Origin of the sequence: Leifsonia sp. CL147 (assembly GCF_900114565.1) — a bacterium.
Taxonomy (GTDB): domain Bacteria; phylum Actinomycetota; class Actinomycetes; order Actinomycetales; family Microbacteriaceae; genus Leifsonia.
On sequence record NZ_FOTM01000001.1, the window covers coordinates 423,442 to 438,907 of the forward strand.

The 15,466-nt window shown below is 68.1% G+C and carries 15 protein-coding genes; 3 read left to right on the plus strand and 12 right to left on the minus strand.

The annotated features are described in order from the left end of the window. Positions 1–26: 26 nt before the first annotated feature. Genes BM287_RS01940 through BM287_RS01950 form a run of 3 tightly spaced genes read right to left on the minus strand, consistent with a single transcriptional unit; the run spans position 27 to position 3,302 of the window. Positions 27–647: an NADPH-dependent F420 reductase gene (locus BM287_RS01940; protein ID WP_090034754.1), complete on the minus strand. Its 621-nt coding sequence runs from the start codon at positions 645–647 to the stop codon at positions 27–29. Then, the gene (locus tag BM287_RS01945; protein WP_090034751.1) at positions 644–1,864 is read right to left on the minus strand and encodes an FAD-dependent monooxygenase; all 1,221 of its coding nucleotides are present in this window, start codon (positions 1,862–1,864) and stop codon (positions 644–646) included. Before BM287_RS01945 ends, BM287_RS01940 begins: the two co-directional genes overlap by 4 nt. A gap of 58 nt (positions 1,865–1,922) precedes the next feature. Beyond that, positions 1,923–3,302 (minus strand): MFS transporter, encoded by a 1,380-nt coding sequence (locus BM287_RS01950; protein ID WP_090034748.1) that lies wholly within the window; start codon positions 3,300–3,302, stop codon positions 1,923–1,925. A 151-nt stretch (positions 3,303–3,453) separates the two neighbouring features. On the opposite strand from BM287_RS01950, the gene BM287_RS01955 reads away from it, so the two are divergent. After that, positions 3,454–4,368, plus strand: a complete 915-nt coding sequence (locus tag BM287_RS01955; protein ID WP_244527819.1) for a LysR substrate-binding domain-containing protein — start codon at positions 3,454–3,456, stop codon at positions 4,366–4,368. Positions 4,369–4,419: 51 nt separating this feature from the next. Here the strand turns inward: BM287_RS01955 and BM287_RS01960 are convergent, their stop codons facing one another. The 6 genes from BM287_RS01960 to BM287_RS01985 form a co-directional block, all read right to left on the minus strand. Next, complete coding sequence (locus tag BM287_RS01960; RefSeq protein ID WP_090034743.1) at positions 4,420–5,439, minus strand: LacI family DNA-binding transcriptional regulator; 1,020 nt, start codon at positions 5,437–5,439, stop codon at positions 4,420–4,422. After that, positions 5,436–7,046, minus strand: a complete 1,611-nt coding sequence (locus BM287_RS01965; RefSeq protein ID WP_090035576.1) for a sugar ABC transporter ATP-binding protein — start codon at positions 7,044–7,046, stop codon at positions 5,436–5,438. The genes BM287_RS01960 and BM287_RS01965 overlap by 4 nt, the downstream gene beginning before the upstream one ends. Before the next feature lie 76 nt (positions 7,047–7,122). Continuing rightward, on the minus strand, positions 7,123–8,142 hold the full coding sequence (locus BM287_RS01970; RefSeq protein WP_090034740.1) for an ABC transporter permease subunit: 1,020 nt from the start codon (positions 8,140–8,142) through the stop codon (positions 7,123–7,125). Continuing rightward, a complete protein-coding gene (locus BM287_RS01975) occupies positions 8,139–9,185 on the minus strand; it encodes an ABC transporter permease (RefSeq protein WP_090034737.1) in 1,047 nt (348 codons plus the stop codon). Before BM287_RS01975 ends, BM287_RS01970 begins: the two co-directional genes overlap by 4 nt. Next, positions 9,182–10,675 carry a sugar ABC transporter ATP-binding protein gene (locus BM287_RS01980; protein ID WP_090035575.1) on the minus strand — a complete coding sequence of 498 codons (1,494 nt, stop codon included), beginning with the start codon at positions 10,673–10,675 and terminating at the stop codon, positions 9,182–9,184. Before BM287_RS01980 ends, BM287_RS01975 begins: the two co-directional genes overlap by 4 nt. A gap of 97 nt (positions 10,676–10,772) precedes the next feature. Further along, positions 10,773–11,750: an ABC transporter substrate-binding protein gene (locus BM287_RS01985; RefSeq protein WP_090034734.1), complete on the minus strand. Its 978-nt coding sequence runs from the start codon at positions 11,748–11,750 to the stop codon at positions 10,773–10,775. A gap of 413 nt (positions 11,751–12,163) precedes the next feature. Between BM287_RS01985 and BM287_RS17740 the strand changes: the two genes are divergently transcribed. Next, positions 12,164–12,325 carry a hypothetical protein gene (locus tag BM287_RS17740; RefSeq protein WP_170857388.1) on the plus strand — a complete coding sequence of 54 codons (162 nt, stop codon included), beginning with the start codon at positions 12,164–12,166 and terminating at the stop codon, positions 12,323–12,325. 116 nt (positions 12,326–12,441) lie between these two features. On the opposite strand, the gene BM287_RS01990 is transcribed toward BM287_RS17740, so the two are convergent. Both BM287_RS01990 and BM287_RS01995 read right to left on the minus strand, forming a co-directional pair. Then, positions 12,442–13,257: an ABC transporter permease gene (locus tag BM287_RS01990; RefSeq protein WP_090034731.1), complete on the minus strand. Its 816-nt coding sequence runs from the start codon at positions 13,255–13,257 to the stop codon at positions 12,442–12,444. Continuing rightward, positions 13,254–14,129: an ABC transporter ATP-binding protein gene (locus BM287_RS01995; RefSeq protein WP_090034727.1), complete on the minus strand. Its 876-nt coding sequence runs from the start codon at positions 14,127–14,129 to the stop codon at positions 13,254–13,256. The genes BM287_RS01990 and BM287_RS01995 overlap by 4 nt, the downstream gene beginning before the upstream one ends. Positions 14,130–14,375: 246 nt before the next feature. Here BM287_RS01995 and BM287_RS02000 point away from each other — a divergent pair, with 246 nt between their 5' ends. Beyond that, positions 14,376–14,630, plus strand: a complete 255-nt coding sequence (locus tag BM287_RS02000) for a hypothetical protein (protein ID WP_090034723.1) — start codon at positions 14,376–14,378, stop codon at positions 14,628–14,630. Here the strand turns inward: BM287_RS02000 and BM287_RS02005 are convergent. Next, positions 14,594–15,307: a sirohydrochlorin chelatase gene (locus BM287_RS02005; protein WP_090034720.1), complete on the minus strand. Its 714-nt coding sequence runs from the start codon at positions 15,305–15,307 to the stop codon at positions 14,594–14,596. The two genes, BM287_RS02000 and BM287_RS02005, sit on opposite strands and share 37 nt — an antisense overlap. Between the last annotated feature and the right edge of the window lie 159 nt (positions 15,308–15,466).

Sequence of the window (15,466 nt, forward strand, 5' to 3'; positions counted from 1 at the left end):
CGCCCCTCCGGTTGTCGGCGACCCGCTCAGGGGAGGAGCGTGAATCCGGACTCGTAGTGCGTCTTGGCGATCGCCGCCAACACGATCTGCAGAAAGCCCAGCGCCTCGAGCTCCCGCGCACGCGACAGGGGCCCAGCGTCAACGGCTCGGAGCCCTGCTGCCTCGATCAGGGCGACGACGGCGATCTTCGCCTCCGCATCGTCACCGGCGAGAAGAACCGTCGTGGGTGTGGTGCCATTGGTGCCGGTGGCCAGCGTGTCGCCGAAATTGGCATTGAACGCCTTCACTACCGCCGCGCCCGGGATCTCGTGAGCGATTTCGGCAGCGGCAGAGGAGTCGGCCGGGACGAGCAGCTCATCGTAGGTGGTGAAGTCGATCGGATTGCTGATATCGATGACGACCTTTCCCCTGAGTCGGCTCCGATACCGGGCGAGGACGTCCGCGACCGCTTCATAGGGGACGGCGAGGACCACGAGATCGCCGGTGAGCTCGTCGCCGATCACCCCGTATTCCGCGTCAGCACGTTCGGACGACGAGCCGGCACCGGCCCTGCGTCTGATGATCTGGATGTCGGCTCCGGCCCGGGCGGCCACGTCGGCCAGAGCCGAACCCATTTTGCCGGTGCCGATGATGCTGATGGATGTCATGCGGACGGGACCCTTCTCAGTCGCTTGAGTGTCTTCTCGGCGGCAGCCACGGCGTCGTAGTCGAAGACGACGCCCCGGCGGAAGTCGCGCCCGGCCCGCAATTCCGCGTCGCGTTTCCGGATGTCCTCGAACTCGTTCTGCGAGTCGAACTGCGAACCGCTTCTGCGGGAGCTGTTCTGCAGGATCGCCGTTCGCTGCATCCGAACCGACGTATAGCGTTTGAAGGCTTCGGCGATGCCGTCCGAGCCGTCGCATTCCCGGAGGAAGAAGGCGAGGGCGATGCTGTCTTCGATGGCCTGGTTCACGCCCTGGCCTGCGTGAGGCAGCATCGTGTGTGCGGCGTCGCCGAGCAAGGTGATCCGACCACGCGACCAATTGGTCAGAGGCTCGCGGTCGTACAGCCCCCACCAGAAGGTCGTGTCGATGAGTCCGATGAACTCGCGGAGTCTCGGGTCCCATCCATCGCCCCCGAACTCCGCGGCGAGCTCGCTGACATCCCCGGCGGATGACCAGGATTCCTCGAGGGGCTTGTCACTGGGTACGAACCCCACATAGTTGAACAGCTTCCGCTGCTGCAGCGGATAGCACATGAAGTGCTTTCCCTCGCCCATCCAGACCTGGCTCTTCATCGGCCAGTCGACGGGGAGGCGACTCGCGTCGAGCACTCCGCGGTAGGCGATCGATCCGGAATAGACGGGATCCGGGACTTTCATGATGGAATCCCGCACCACCGAGTGGACGCCATCCGCACCCACCACGGCATCGAATTCACCGGTCACGCCGTTGTCGAATCCCAGGCGGACGCTCGTGGCCGACTGGTGAATCGACGTCAAGCGATGTCCCAGGCGAACCGAGTCGGCGGGGACCGCTCGCGTCAGGACCTCGACCAGATCGGGCCTGTACATTCCCACGTTCTGGTACCGCCGGGCTGAGTCCTCCCACGCTGCTTCGGCGATCAGCGCGCCCCTGGCGTCGAGGTAGACACCGGGTCCCTCCATGCGTGCGCCGACGCGCTTGATCTCATCGAGCAGACCCAGCGTGTCGAGAATGCGCTGGGCATTCGGGGCGACCGTGACGCCCGCGCCCACGTCGCCGAACCTTCGCGCCTGCTCGAATACCGTGACCTGGACGCCGGCGATCCTCGTCAGCGCGATCGCGGCGGTGAGCCCGCCCATCCCGCCGCCGATGACCGCGACTCTCGTGGTGTGATCTGCCATATGTCCTCCTCGACCGAATCGGGTGATATCCGAAACTGCTTTCCCTCGTGCGGTGTCGCTATCGCTTCTCCGCCAACTCCATCCGGGCCCCGTTCGGGACGAACACCGTGGCCCCGCTCGCCTGCTCCGCCTCGTGGTCCGGCCCGAGCGGGATGCCGCGACGGTCGCGCAGGCACAGCGCCGCCCCGGCTCCGAGGAGGGTGGCCACGAGGAGGTATCCCGAGATCGCGACGGTGGTGCCGGTTCGCTCCAGCAGGGCCTGGGCGATGGTCGGCGCGAACGCCCCGCCGAGGACCGCCCCGATCGCGTAGGCGATGGATACGCCGGAGAAGCGGATGGACGCCGGGAAGATCTCCGCGTACCACGCGGCCAAGGGGCCATAGGTGAGGCCGAGGCCGATCGAGATCAGGATCAGCGCGGTGTAGAGCCCGGAAAGCGTTCCGGTGTCGACGAGCCAGAAGATCGGGAAGACGATCAGGGCTTGCAAGGCGAAGCCGATGAGGATGGTGTTCCGCCGGCCGATCGAGTCGGCCAGGCGACCGGAGATCAGCGTGGACACGAACCACACCATCGAGGCCACCGCGGCCGCGACGAGCACCGCCGTCGTGTCGATCTTCAGCCTGCCGGTGGCGTAGCTGTTGAGGAATCCGCCGGTCGTCATGTAGCCCGCGGTGTTGTTGCCCACGAACACGAGTGCGGCGAGGATCACGAGGTGCCAGTGCCGCCGGAAGAGGACCAGGATCGGGACCTTGATCTGCTTGCCGCGCTCGGCGATCTCCGTGAACACAGGGCTTTCCTCGACGGAGCGGCGGACCAGGAAGCCGACGACGATGAGCACGATGCTGAGCAGGAACGGCACACGCCAGCCCCACTCGAGGTAGGCCGCGCCGGGGGAGAAGACGCCGGTCATGAGGGCCGTGACGCCTGAGGCGAGGAGAAAGCCGAGCGGGACGCCGAGCTGCGGCACGGCGCCGGCGCGGCCGCGGCGGTCCGCAGGGGCATGCTCGACGACCATGAGAACCGCTCCGCCCCACTCCCCGCCGGCAGAGACGCCTTGGAGGATGCGGAGGAGGAGCAGGAGGATCGGCGCTGCGATGCCGATCTGGGTGAACGTCGGCAGGACGCCGATGAGTGTCGTCGCCGTCCCCATGAGGACGAGCGTGATGACGAGCACCGTGCGGCGACCGATCACATCGCCGAAGTGCCCCGCAAGGAACGCCCCGAGCGGGCGGAAGAGGAACGAGATGCCGACCGTGGCGAAGGACAGCAGGAGCGCGATGTCCTGACCGGCTGGGGCGAAGAAGAGCTGAGCGAAGACGAGTCCCGCCCCGGTCGCGAAAATGAAGAAGTCGTACCACTCGATGGTGGTGCCGATGATCGTCGCAATGGCGACCCGGCTCTGGGTCGCGCGACTGCCGGCGGCAGTGGAGGTGGTCATCGTGTCCCTAACGTCATTGTTCGCCCCCCAACCAAGAGGGGCGCGAGAGAACTGTTTCTCTATATTGGAAGTCGCAGATCTCCGTGTAAAACTCAGAAATCTGTGGATGTTGTTCTGTCGTACTTATGTAACCGTTCGAGAAGAGGTGGCCGTGGCCGATGTGAGCTTGAGGCAGCTCGAGTTGTTCGCCGCCCTGCCGAACTTCACGACGCTGAGTGCTGCGGCGGCCCATCTGCACATCTCCGAATCGGCGCTGTCGCAGGCCGTCACAGGGCTCGAGAAGACCGTCGGGGAGCAGCTGTGCATCCGCCGAAAGGCACGGGGCCTCACCCTGACTCCCGCGGGCCAGGAGTTCGCCGCGCAGGCTCGCCGGATCCTCGCGGATACCCGAGAGCTCGTCCTGGGCGCCCGGCGGGGGGAGTTGCGCGGCCCCGTGAAGCTCGGCTGCTACGCGAGCTTCGCGACGAGCGTGGTGCCCGAGCTTCTCGAAGGGTTCCCGCGAAGGCATCCGGGGGTGCACCTCGAGGTCACGGTCGGCACCAACGAGGAGTTGTTCTCAGCACTCCAGGCGGGGTACCTCGACGTCGCCTTCACGTACGACGTGTCCCTGCCCACCGGATACCGTCGCCGCACGATCTATCCGACCGCGCTGGAGGCCCACCTGCATCCGGCCCATCCTCTCGCAGCCGGCGACACCGTCGATCTTGCCGATCTCGCCGGTGAGCCGCTCATCCACTACGACGCGAGCCCCGGCACCGTCAACATCACGGAGGCATTCGCGGCCCGTGGGGCGGAGCTCACGATTCACGCGCGGGTCACTCAGATCATCCTCGTCGAGGCGCTGGTGGGCCGCGGGGTGGGTTACGGCCTGCTCATGTCCCGGCCCAACACGCTCCCCGTGAGCATCGAGGGGCGGCCGATCGCCATCCGCCCCCTCGACCCGCCCGTGACCCTCGCCCACGTCGTGGGAATCTGGCCCGAGGAGATGACCCTCACGCCGCGCGCCGCGGCCCTGCTCGACTATGCGGTCGAGAAGCTCGGCGGTTTTAAGAGACCTATCGGGTGACCTTTTTGTGCCCGCTGCGGTGACGAACAGCGCGCACCTCGTTCCGAGGCTCTACGACGCGGGAGGCGCGGTCGACTCGCGCACCACCAGGCGGGTGGGGATCGGGATGGACTCCGCGGCGGCCTCCGGCTCTTCGAGCGCGATCAGGACCTGCTGCATGGTGAGCGCGCCGAGGGAGGCGAAGTCCTGGCGGACGGTCGTCAGCGGCGGCACGAAGTAGGCCGCCTCCGGTACGTCGTCGAAGCCCACGACGCTGATGTCTTCGGGGATGCGCAGCCCGCGGCCGCGCAGCGCCGCCATGACGCCGATCGCCATCTGGTCGTTCGCGACGAACACCGCAGTGGCCGACCCCGCTGCCAGCTGCGAGCCGAACCGGAAGCCGCTCTCGGCCGACCAGTCGCCGTGACTGAGCTCGGTCGCCACCAGGCGCGCCTCGGACAGCTCATCGCGCCATCCGCGCACACGTTCGATGGCATCGGGCGAGACTTCGGGACCGGCCAGGCTCGCGATGCTGCGGTGGCCGAGCTCCACCAGGTGGCGCACCGCCTCGCGAGCACCGCGGTACTGGTCGATCGACACGGTGAGCGGGCCCCGATGCTGGCCCGCCGCCACCGCGATGATGGGGACGCCGGCTTCGAGGGCGCGGACGACATCCAGCTGGGCGACGTCCTCGGCGATCAGCACGACCGCCTCGACGCGCTCACGCAGCAGCGACTCGACCACGCCGCGGATCGAGCCGACGTCGCCGGAGACCGACGCGACGCTGATGACGCTGTAGCGGGCCTCGCGCGCCGCCTCGCTGAAGTGGATGGCGATGGAGGAGGGGCCGAAGTCGGCGCTCGCCGGGGTGATCAGCCCGATCATCCGGGTGCGGCGGGTGACCAGCGCGCGCGCGGCCGGCGAGGGGGTGTACCGGAGCTTCTTGATCGCCTGCTCGACACGCTGACGGGTGGCAGGCCGCACTCCGGGAACATCGTTGAGCACCCGCGACACCGTCTGATGCGACACGCCCGCCAGGCGTGCGACATCGAAGATGTTCGCCACCTTCGCCGGCCTGTCCTCTGCGCTCACCTCTCGGTCCGCCTGATCCCAGCACGGCCCGCGGTGCGTGCCGGCCCGGTCGTCCCCGCCTCGGCGCTCTTCGGCTCTGCTGCCTCAGGCTCCTCCGAATCGGCACTGGCGACCATCGCCAGGAGGGATTCGAAACTGACGTCGTCCGCATCCAGCGTGGCGATCACCTCCCGGTCCCTCAGAACGACGATGCGGTCGCCCACCCGCAGGACCTCCTCGAGCTCCGCCGAGATGAACAGGATGGTCATACCCGATTCTGCCAGTTCGCTGACGAGGCGCTGGATCTCGACCTTCGCACCGACATCGATGCCCCGGGTGGGCTCGTCGAGGGCGAGGATGCGCGGCGACAGGGCGAGCAGCCGCGCGAGCATGACCTTCTGCTGGTTGCCGCCGGAGAGTGCACCGGCCGGCCGTTCCGGGTCGGCGGGCCGGATGTCCAGGGCCTCGATCCAGCTCGCCGTCAGTTCGTCCTGACGTGCGCGCGGGATGCGGCGGAGCCACCCCTTCTCGGCCTGCAGTGCGAGCGTGATGTTCTCGCGGACGGTCAGTTCGCCGATGATCCCTTCGAGCTTCCGGTTCTCGGACGAGTACGCGATGCCCGCGCGCAGGCCGTCGCGCGGGCCGGACAGCCGCCGCGGCGCTCCGTCGACGACGATGGACCCTGCTTCGATGCCGTCGATTCCGGCCAGGAGCCGCGCGAGTTCCGTGCGGCCCGATCCGAGCAGCCCCGCGAGTCCGACCACTTCTCTTTCATACAGGTCGACGTTCGCGGGTTTCAGCATCCCGCGCCGCTCGATCCCCCTCGCGGACAGCACCGGGGCGGACGCCGCGACGCTGGACGGGGTGTCGGGCCGGGCGTCGACGCTCTCGAGCTCCGCACCCTCCCTGCCCAGCATCTTGTGCACCAGATCGATCCGCAGCAGCTCGGTCGTCAGGTATTCGCCGACCAGCTCGCCGTTGCGGAGCACGGTGACCCGGTCGCAGATCTCGTAGACCTGTTCGAGGAAGTGCGAGACGAAGAGGATGGCGATGCCGCGCGAGCGCAGCTCCCGGATGACGCGGAAGAGTTCCGTCACCTCGTCCTGGTCGAGGCTCGACGTCGGCTCGTCGAGCACCAGCACCTTGAGGTCGGCGGAGACGGCGCGGGCGATCGCGACCAGCTGCTGCACCGCCAGTGAGTATGAGCCGAGCGGGCTGGCCGGGTCGATGTCCAGCCCGAGGCCGACGAGGGCGCGCTGTGCTTCTGTGCGCATGCGCGCCCAGTCGATCCCGCCGCGGCGGCGCGGCTCGCGGCCGAGCATGACGTTCTCGGCGACCGTGAGGTTGGTCAGCAGGTCCACCTCCTGGTAGACCGTGCGGATGCCCGCCTTCTGAGCCTGCCGCGGGTTCGCGAACGTGCGGACCGCCCCGTCCAGCCGCACCGTGCCGGAGTCGAGGGGGATGACGCCGGTGATGGCGCGGATCAGCGTCGACTTGCCTGCCCCGTTCTCGCCCATGAGCGAGTGGACTTCGCCCGGGAACATCCGGAAGTCGACGTTGGAGAGCGCCGCGTCTCCCGCATACCGCACGGACGCACCGCTGACCTCGACGACAGGGTCGACATGCATCGTCGCCTCGCGCTCCTTGTCCGCCTGGGTGACGGAGTACACACTACTATCGGCTGCTACGCCCGTCCTGCTGCGTTCATTTCCGGCTGGTCCGGGCGACGATGAGCCGCTGCACGACCACGAACGCCAGCAGCAGGATTCCGATGGTGATCCGGGTCCAGGAGGCGTCGGCGCCGAGGAAGGTGATGGACACCTTGATGACGCCGTAGACGAGCACGCCGATGAGCGACCCGATGGCGTAGCCGCTCCCGCCCGTCAGCAGGGTGCCTCCGATGACGACGGCGGCGATGGTGTCGAGCTCGGTGCCGATGCCGTTCAGGCTGTACCCCGCGGCGGTGTACGAGGTGAACAGCAGGCCGGCCACGCCGGCGCACGTCCCACTGATGACGTAGACGAGGACACGGGTGCGCGCGACCGGCAGGCCCATCAGCAGTGCGGACTGCTGGTTGCCGCCGACGGCGTAGACCGTGCGCCCGAAGCGCGTGTAGCCGAGGACCCAGATCGCGGCCGCGACGACGAGCAGAGCGATGATCACGGTCGGAGTGATGTACCAGCCTCCGGAGCCCAGCTTGGTCGATTGCAGCCACAGCACCGCCGGCTCTTTGACCTGGATCGCCTCGAGGCTGACCACGAAGCACAGGCCCCGCGCCAGGAACATCGCAGCAAGGGACGCGATGAACGGCTGCACATCGAAGTAGTGCACCATCACACCGATGGTCAGACCGAACAGTGCTCCGGCGGCGATCATCAACGGGATCACCAGCGGCGTCGGGATGCCCGCCGCCAGCAGCTTGGCGCCCAGGATGCCCGTGAAGGCCATCACGGCGCCGACCGAGAGGTCGATCCCTCCGCTCAGGATCACGAAGGTCATTCCGGCGGCCAGGACGATCAGGTAGGCATTGTCTACGAAGAGCGACGACAGGATGCGCGGGGTGACGAACACCCCGAAATACGCCTGACCGGCGGCGAGCATCAGGATGAGGATGGTCACCGCAGCGAGGACCGGCGCCCACGACGCCTTGTTCCTCAGCCGGTGCCGCCACGACGGCCCGATACGGACGCTCCGGGTCGGTTCGAGGATCGGGGTCGCGCTCATGCCGCGCTCCTTTCGGTTTCCGCCGTGCGCGCTGCGATGCGCGGCTGCGGTGGTCGCAGTCGTCCGAGCCACGCGCGCACCCGCCGCGACTGCGACAGGCACACGATGATCACGACGGCCGCCTTGAAGACCGGTGTCACCGCCGGCGGAACGCCGAGGAAGGTGATGGTCGAGGTCAGGGTCTGCAGGATGAAGACGCCGATGACGGTGCCCGCGAGCGTGAACTTGCCGCCCGCCAGCGAGGTGCCGCCGAGCACGACCGCGAGGATCGCGTCGAGCTCGATGTTCAGGCCGGCGTTGTTGGCGTCAGCCGCCATGATGTTGGAGCTGTAGAGGATCCCGGCGATCCCGGCCAGCAGACCGCTCAGGCCGTAGAGGCTCCACACGATGCCGCGAGAACGCACCCCGGCGAGACGGCTGGCCGACGGGTTGATGCCGACCGACTCGGTCAGCACCCCGAGCGCGGTGCGGCGCACGAGCAGGCTGATGACGATGATCGCGCCGATCGAGACGATGAAGGCGAAGGGCAGCCCGAAGACGTACCCCTGAGAGATGTACGCGTACGGTGCGCTCGTGATCGTCGTGATGAAGCCACCGGTGATCAGCAGGGCGATCCCGCGCCCCGCCAGCATCAGGACCAGTGTCGCGATGATCGGCTGGATGCCGAGCACCGCCACCAGGAAGCCGTTCCAGAGCCCGAACAGCAGACTGATCACGACGGCGGTCAGGATGGCCGTGCTCACCGTCCCCAGGCTGCCCGGCGACCCGGACCCGGAGATGATCGTCAGCGCAACGGCGCCGGAGATCGCCATCTGCGCACCGACCGACAGGTCGATCCCGCGCGTCGCGATGACCAGGGTCATCCCGAGGGCGATCAGCATCAGCGGCGCGCTGTTGCGCAGGATGTCGATGAGCGACCCGTAGAGCTCGCCGTCTTTGACGGTGATGCTGAGGAAGCTGGGCCGGGAAATGGTGTTCAGGACGATGAGCGCCAGCAGTGCGCCGATCGGCCACACCAGCCGATGCCTGAAGATCGTGCTCATGCTGCGCCCTCCTTGGCGATCAGCGCGACGATGTCATCGACATCGACGTGACTTTCATTGTCGAGTTCCGCGATCTTGCGGCGATCCCTCATGACTACCACCCGTTGCGAGAGCCGCACCACTTCATCCAGCTCGGAGGAGATGAAGATGAGGGCGAGGCCCCCCGACGCCAGTTCGACGATCAGCCGCTGGATCTCCGCTTTGGCTCCGATGTCGATGCCGCGGGTCGGCTCGTCGAGGATGAGCAGCTGCGGGTCCGTTGCGAGCCACCGGGCGAGAAGGACCTTCTGCTGGTTGCCGCCCGAGAGGTTGCGGATCAGTGCGTTGGGATTGGCCGGCCGGATGCCGAGGGACTCCATGTACTGCCCGACGATCCGCGCCTGCTCCGCCTTGGTCACCCGGCGGAGCCAGCCGCGCTTCGCCTGCACTCCGAGCACCAGGTTCTCGGCCACCGTCAGGTCCGCGATGATGCCCTCCTCGCGGCGATCCTCGGACGAGAAGGCGATGCGCTGCTCGACGGCGTGGCGCGGGCTCGTCAGCCGCGCCGTGGACCCCCTGACCGAGACGCGTCCCTGATCGGCGCGATCCGCGCCGTAGATGAGCCGGGCCAGCTCCGTGCGACCGGAGCCGAGCAGGCCGGCGATGCCGACCACCTCGCCGTCGTAGACCTCGAGGTCGAACGGCTCGACCGATCCCTTGCGACCCACGAGTGCTGCGCTCAGAACCGGCGCGCCTGCGCGATCGACCCGGCGGTCGGCCGACCGGCCGATGGACTCGAACTCGGCCAGTTCCCGGCCGAGCATCGCCGCGATGAGCTCCGTGCGGCTGATCTCCTCGATGGCGTGCTCGCCGATGAGGCGACCATTGCGCAGCACGGTGAGACGGTCCGAGATCTCGTAGATCTGGTCGAGGAAGTGCGAGACGAAGAGGATGGCGACGCCGCGGTCGCGCAGCGCCCGCATCACGGCGAAGAGCTGCTCGACCTCGAACCGGTCGAGGCTGGACGTCGGCTCGTCGAGCACCAGGACCTTGCAGTCCACCACCACGGCCCGGCTGATGGCGACCAGTTGCTGCACCGCCAGGGAGTGGGACGACAGTGGCGACCGCGGATCGATGTCGAGGCCGAGCTCGCCGAGGAACCGGGACGCCTCTTTGTGAGTGGTCCGCCAATCCACGCCGAACGGCCCGCGCTTCTCGTTGCCGAGCATGACGTTCTCGCCCACCGAGAGATTGGTGCAGAGGTTCACCTCTTGGTAGACGGTGGCGATGCCGGCGTCCTGCGCGTCGGCGGTGCCGGCGAAGGTGCGCGGCTCGCCCCCGACCGTGATCCGGCCGCTGTCGATCGGGTAGACGCCGGTCAGCGCCTTGATGAGCGTGGACTTGCCCGCTCCGTTCTCGCCGAGCAGCGAGTGGATCTCACCCGGCCGAAGGGTGAAGTCGACCTGGTCGAGGGCCTTCACCCCGGGGAACGAGATGGAGATGTCCCGCATCTCGACAACATTGTCGGTCACGTGTGAGCCTGCTTTCCTCGATGGGATGGCCACGGGGCGAGCCTGCGCGCGCCCCGTGGCCTCCTATTCCGTCTGATCAGTACTTGCGGGTGGGGAGGGCTTCCTTGGCCGCCGCCTGGTCGAACGCGAGGTCCTTCGCGGTGTAGGCCTTCTCGACCTTCTTGCCGGCGATGACATCCTTCACCACGGAGGCGACCTGGTCGCCGAGCAGCGGGTTGCACTCCACGACGTAGTTGAACTGGCCGTTCGCCAGAGCGGTGAGCCCGTCCTTCGTGCCGTCGATGCTGACGATCTTGATGTCCGTTCCCGGCGTCAGACCGGCGGCCTTGATGGCATCGAGGGCGCCGAGTCCCATGTCGTCGTTCTGAGCGAACAGCAGGTTGATCTTCTTGCCGTACTTCTGCAGGAAGCCTTCCATGACGGTCTTGCCGTCGGCGCGGGTGAAGTTACCGGTCTGCGAGTCGAGCGTGGTGATCGACGTCCCGGCGATGCTCGACGAGAAGCCCTTGGCTCGGTCGATCGCGGGAGCGGAACCGGTGGTCCCCTCCAGGACGACCATGTTGGTCGGGGAGGTTCCGAGCGTGCTCGCCGCCCAGCTGCCGGCGGTCTCGCCCTCCTTCTTGAAGTCGTCGCCGATCCAGCTGGCGTAGAGGCTCGGGTCGGCGTCGATCGTGCGGTCTTCGAGGATCACCGGGATCTTGGCGTCCTTCGCCTCCTTGAGGACATCATCCCAGCCGGTGGTGACGACGGCGGCGATCACGATCGCGTCCACTCCCTGGTTGATGAAGCTGTGCACTGCGGCGATCTGGTTCTCCGGCTTGTTGTCAGCCGCGTTGAAGATCAGCTTGAAGCCGTTCTTCGCCGAGAACGCTTCTTTCATCGACTGGGTGTTGGCCGCTCGCCAGCCGCTCTCGGATCCCGTCTGCGCGAAGCCGACGGTGATGACCTTGTGGCCATCGCCTCCGCCCGCTGCGCCTGCTCCGCCTGCGGAGCATCCCGTCAATGCGACGGCCATCAGCCCCAGGGCAGCCACGGCGCCCATAAGTTTCTTCATGCCAAACCTCCTCGTTCGGGTGCCGGACCTCGCCGGCTCGTCGCAATGTTAGCCTTCACATTGCGTTCAAGAGCAACACTTGGTTGGTAACGATTGGGTAACGTGCCCGGGATGACGGGCAGGATTCAGCAGGGTTTCGGTTCACGGGAGGCGGAGAAGTGGCAGTTTGTGAGGGATAACATTCCGCAGATGGTGTGTCGTCGGACGGCGGCGCACTTCCGGCAGGCGACTCAGGTGCGCGGTGCTCGACGTGTCCATCCTGCTCGATCGGGCGCGAGCGCGGTACTTCAGCCGCCGCGCAGCTGAGGCAGTGCCGCGCGGGGTAGCGTTACTCCTCAGCGGAATGCTGGATGTGAGCGCGCCGATGTGCTCGAAGGGGAGGACCCATGCCGATTCGTCGTCAGGCTGAACAGATGCGCGACCTGTACGCGAACGAGATCGCGGCAGCGGTCGCCGACGGACGGCAGCCGTCCGCTCTGCAGATCGCCTCGTGGGTCCGGTACCACGACGCCGCGATCGCTGCGGACCCTCGCGCGGTCCTGATCCAGTCGGAGGGCGCCGCCGAGCCCGCCTAGCTTCCGCCCGGCCCCGGCCCCCGCGGCCGCGAGTGCGTGTCTTCGGAACGTGTGCGGCGGGGCGAGCGACCGCAGACGTTACAAGACGCAGCAGACACCCGCTGCGCGACCGAGGCTCAGCGGCCGTCCTTCCGGATCCAGCGGAAGGTGAGGCGGGAAGCGACGAGGCCCGCGACCAGCCAGATCAGCAGCACGATCGCGATCCAGCCGAGCTGCCAGCTGCCGCTCGGCTCCGCCGATTCGAAGCTCGCGGGCAGGAACACGCTGCGCATGCCCTGCGCGATCCACTTGAGCGGGAACAGGCTGGCGATGTTCTGCAGCCAGGCCGGCAGCAGGCTGAACGCCAGGTACACGCCCGAGATGAACTGCAGCACCAGGACGATCGGGATGATGACCGCTGTCGCGCTCTTCCCGGTGCGCGGCACCGCGGACAGTGCGATCCCGAGCACCGCCGACGTCACGATCCCGAGCGCGTAGATCCACGCGAACCGCAGCCACAGCTCGGGGTCGGTCGGCAGCGCGACGCCGAACGCGAAATGCGCCATCAGCAGCAGGAGCAGGATCTGCAGGATGCTCGTCGCGATGACCTGCCCCATCTTGCCGAGGAAGTACGACACGACCGGGAGCGGTGTGCCGCCCAGCCGCTTGAGCGTTCCGTCGCTCTTCTCCACGGCGATGTCGACCGCGAGGTTCTGCACGCCGCTCAGGAGGATACCCGCCGCGATCATCCCCGGCAGGTAGTAGGCGGCCTGGGTGATCCCGCCGCTGCCGTCGGGCGCGGCTCCGACCTTGCCCAGACCCTGGAAGGCGACGGAGAAGATACCGAGCATCACGACCGGGAACAGGAACGTGAAGAAGATCGTGTCCGACTGACGGAAGTAGATCAGGATCTCGTAGCGGATGCGGGACCAGCCCAGCGCGACAGTGCTCATGCCGCCGCCTCCGGGGCGTGTTCGTCGGCCTCCCGCACGAGCCCGAGGTAGATGTCCTCCAGGCTCGGGCGGACCACCTCCAGATCGCGCAGTTCCCCTCCGGCCTCCGCCGCGAGACGTGCCACCACGGCAGCGGGAGTCTGCGTGCGCTCCTCCCGCAGGGCTCCGGCCGCGTCGCGCCAGCGCACGATCGGCACGCGCGCCGACGCCCCGCCGATCTCGTCCACCGCACCGATGTCCACCAGCGACCCGTGCGCGATCACGGCCACGCGGTCGCTGAGCCGGGCCGCCTCGTCGAGGTAATGGGTGGTGAGCAGGATGGTCGTCCCCTCCCGTTTGAGCGATCGGACCAGTTCCCAGAACTGCCGCCGGGCCTCCGGGTCGAACCCGGTCGTCGGCTCGTCGAGGAAGAGCAGCTCGGGCCTCCCCACCATCCCGAGCGCCACATCCACCCGCCGTCGCTGGCCGCCCGACAGGTTGCGGATGCGCGTCTTCGCCTTGTCCTCCAAGCCGACCGCGGCGATGACCTCGTCGACGTCCCTGCTCCGCGGGTAGTAGCGCGCGAACTGAGCCAGCTGCTCCCGGACGGTCACGTCCGCGGCCTCCGACCCGGACTGGAGGACGATGCCGAGCCGCGCCTTCCACGCGGTGCCGCCCGTGCCCGGGTCGACGCCCAGCACCGAGGCCTCGCCAGCCGACCGATCGCGGTAGCCCTCGAGGATCTCGATCGTCGTACTCTTGCCCGCGCCGTTCGGTCCGAGCAGCGCGAACGTCTCGCCCTCGGCGATCGCGAAATCGATGCCGCGGACGGCCTCGAACGCCCCGTACGACTTGCGGAGACCGCGCACCACCACGGCCGCAGAAGTTGACATACGCACATCATGCCGTAGCCGCCATCCGCCCGACGCGTTCAGCGTCTGCTGTCGGCGAGGGTCGGACTGGCGTCTGCGTTCCTACGGAACATGTGCGGCGGGGCGAGCAACGGCAAACGTTCCAAAACGCAGCACTCAGGTGCGGCCGGCTTCACACGGCGTAACCGTGCCTTCCGACGAGCCGCCCGGCCGCATAGTCTTCCCGCGGTCCGTTGCGAGTGCGCGCGAGCGAGGAGGAGGTCCGGGATGTCCGACAGCGACACCGAACGCAGCCGAGCGCTCGTGTTCCTCGCGGTGATGAGTGCGCTTCTCTGCGTTGCCGCGATCGTCAGCCTGACGACCGAATCGTCGTGGTCCACGCCGGGCGTGATCGCGACGGCCTTCGTCCTGCTGGCCGGCGCCGGCTCGGGGCTGGTCGCCTCCGTCGTCGCGCTCGTGCGCCGGCGCGGGGTCGTGGCGGATGCTCAGGGCGCGGTGGAATCCGGCTGCACGGCGAAGTAGCGGTCGAGCGCGAGAGCGACCAGCTGCGGATCCGGCGGACCCCCCGCGCGCAGCAGCGGATCGGTCACGATGTCCGCGGCAGAGGCACGGACCTGATCGTGGAAGAAGCCGGGAGCCAGCAGATAGCTCGCTGCGACGACCCGGCCCGTCGCATCCGCAGCCGACCGTGCATGCCCGATCGCAGCATCCAGTCGCGGTTCGGCCGCGCTGAGGAAGCCGACCGCGACCTCCCGCTCGCAGGCGGTGGCGAGAAGCGCGCCGGCATCGAGGCCGTCGCGAACGCCGTCCGGATCGCTGGATCCCGCGGCTGCGAGGACGAGCGCGTCCCCGGGATCGGCTCCGGCCTCCCGGATCCGGCGGAGGAGGACGCCGGCGAGCCGGGCATCCGGGCCGAGCGCTCCGGCGATGACGACGCGCTCGCCGAAGGGGGCCGCCGCCTGCGGGATGTCGTGGCCGAGGTGGTAGCCGCGCGACAGCAGCAGCGGAACGATCACGATGGTGGCCTCGGCCGGGAGATCGCTGAGCGCTGCTCCCACCTCCGGCTGCTGCACATCGACGAAGGCGTGAGCGGCGACATCCGCCCCGGCCTCGCGGTGGATCGCCTCGGCGTATCCCTCGATGGCCCGCTGGCCGAGCGGGTCGGAGGTGCCGTGCGAGACAGTGAGGATGGCGATCATGGGCTCTCCGCGACGTGGATGCGCGGGCCGTCGGAACGGCCCGCTTCGGTCGTCCCAGGATGCCTGAGCGGTCGTACACGGTGTCCGCATTGCGTCGGTTTATTACCCCCGGCATTCCGTCCGGGACCCTTGGCCGCTTAGCGTCGATCTCCGATCCGC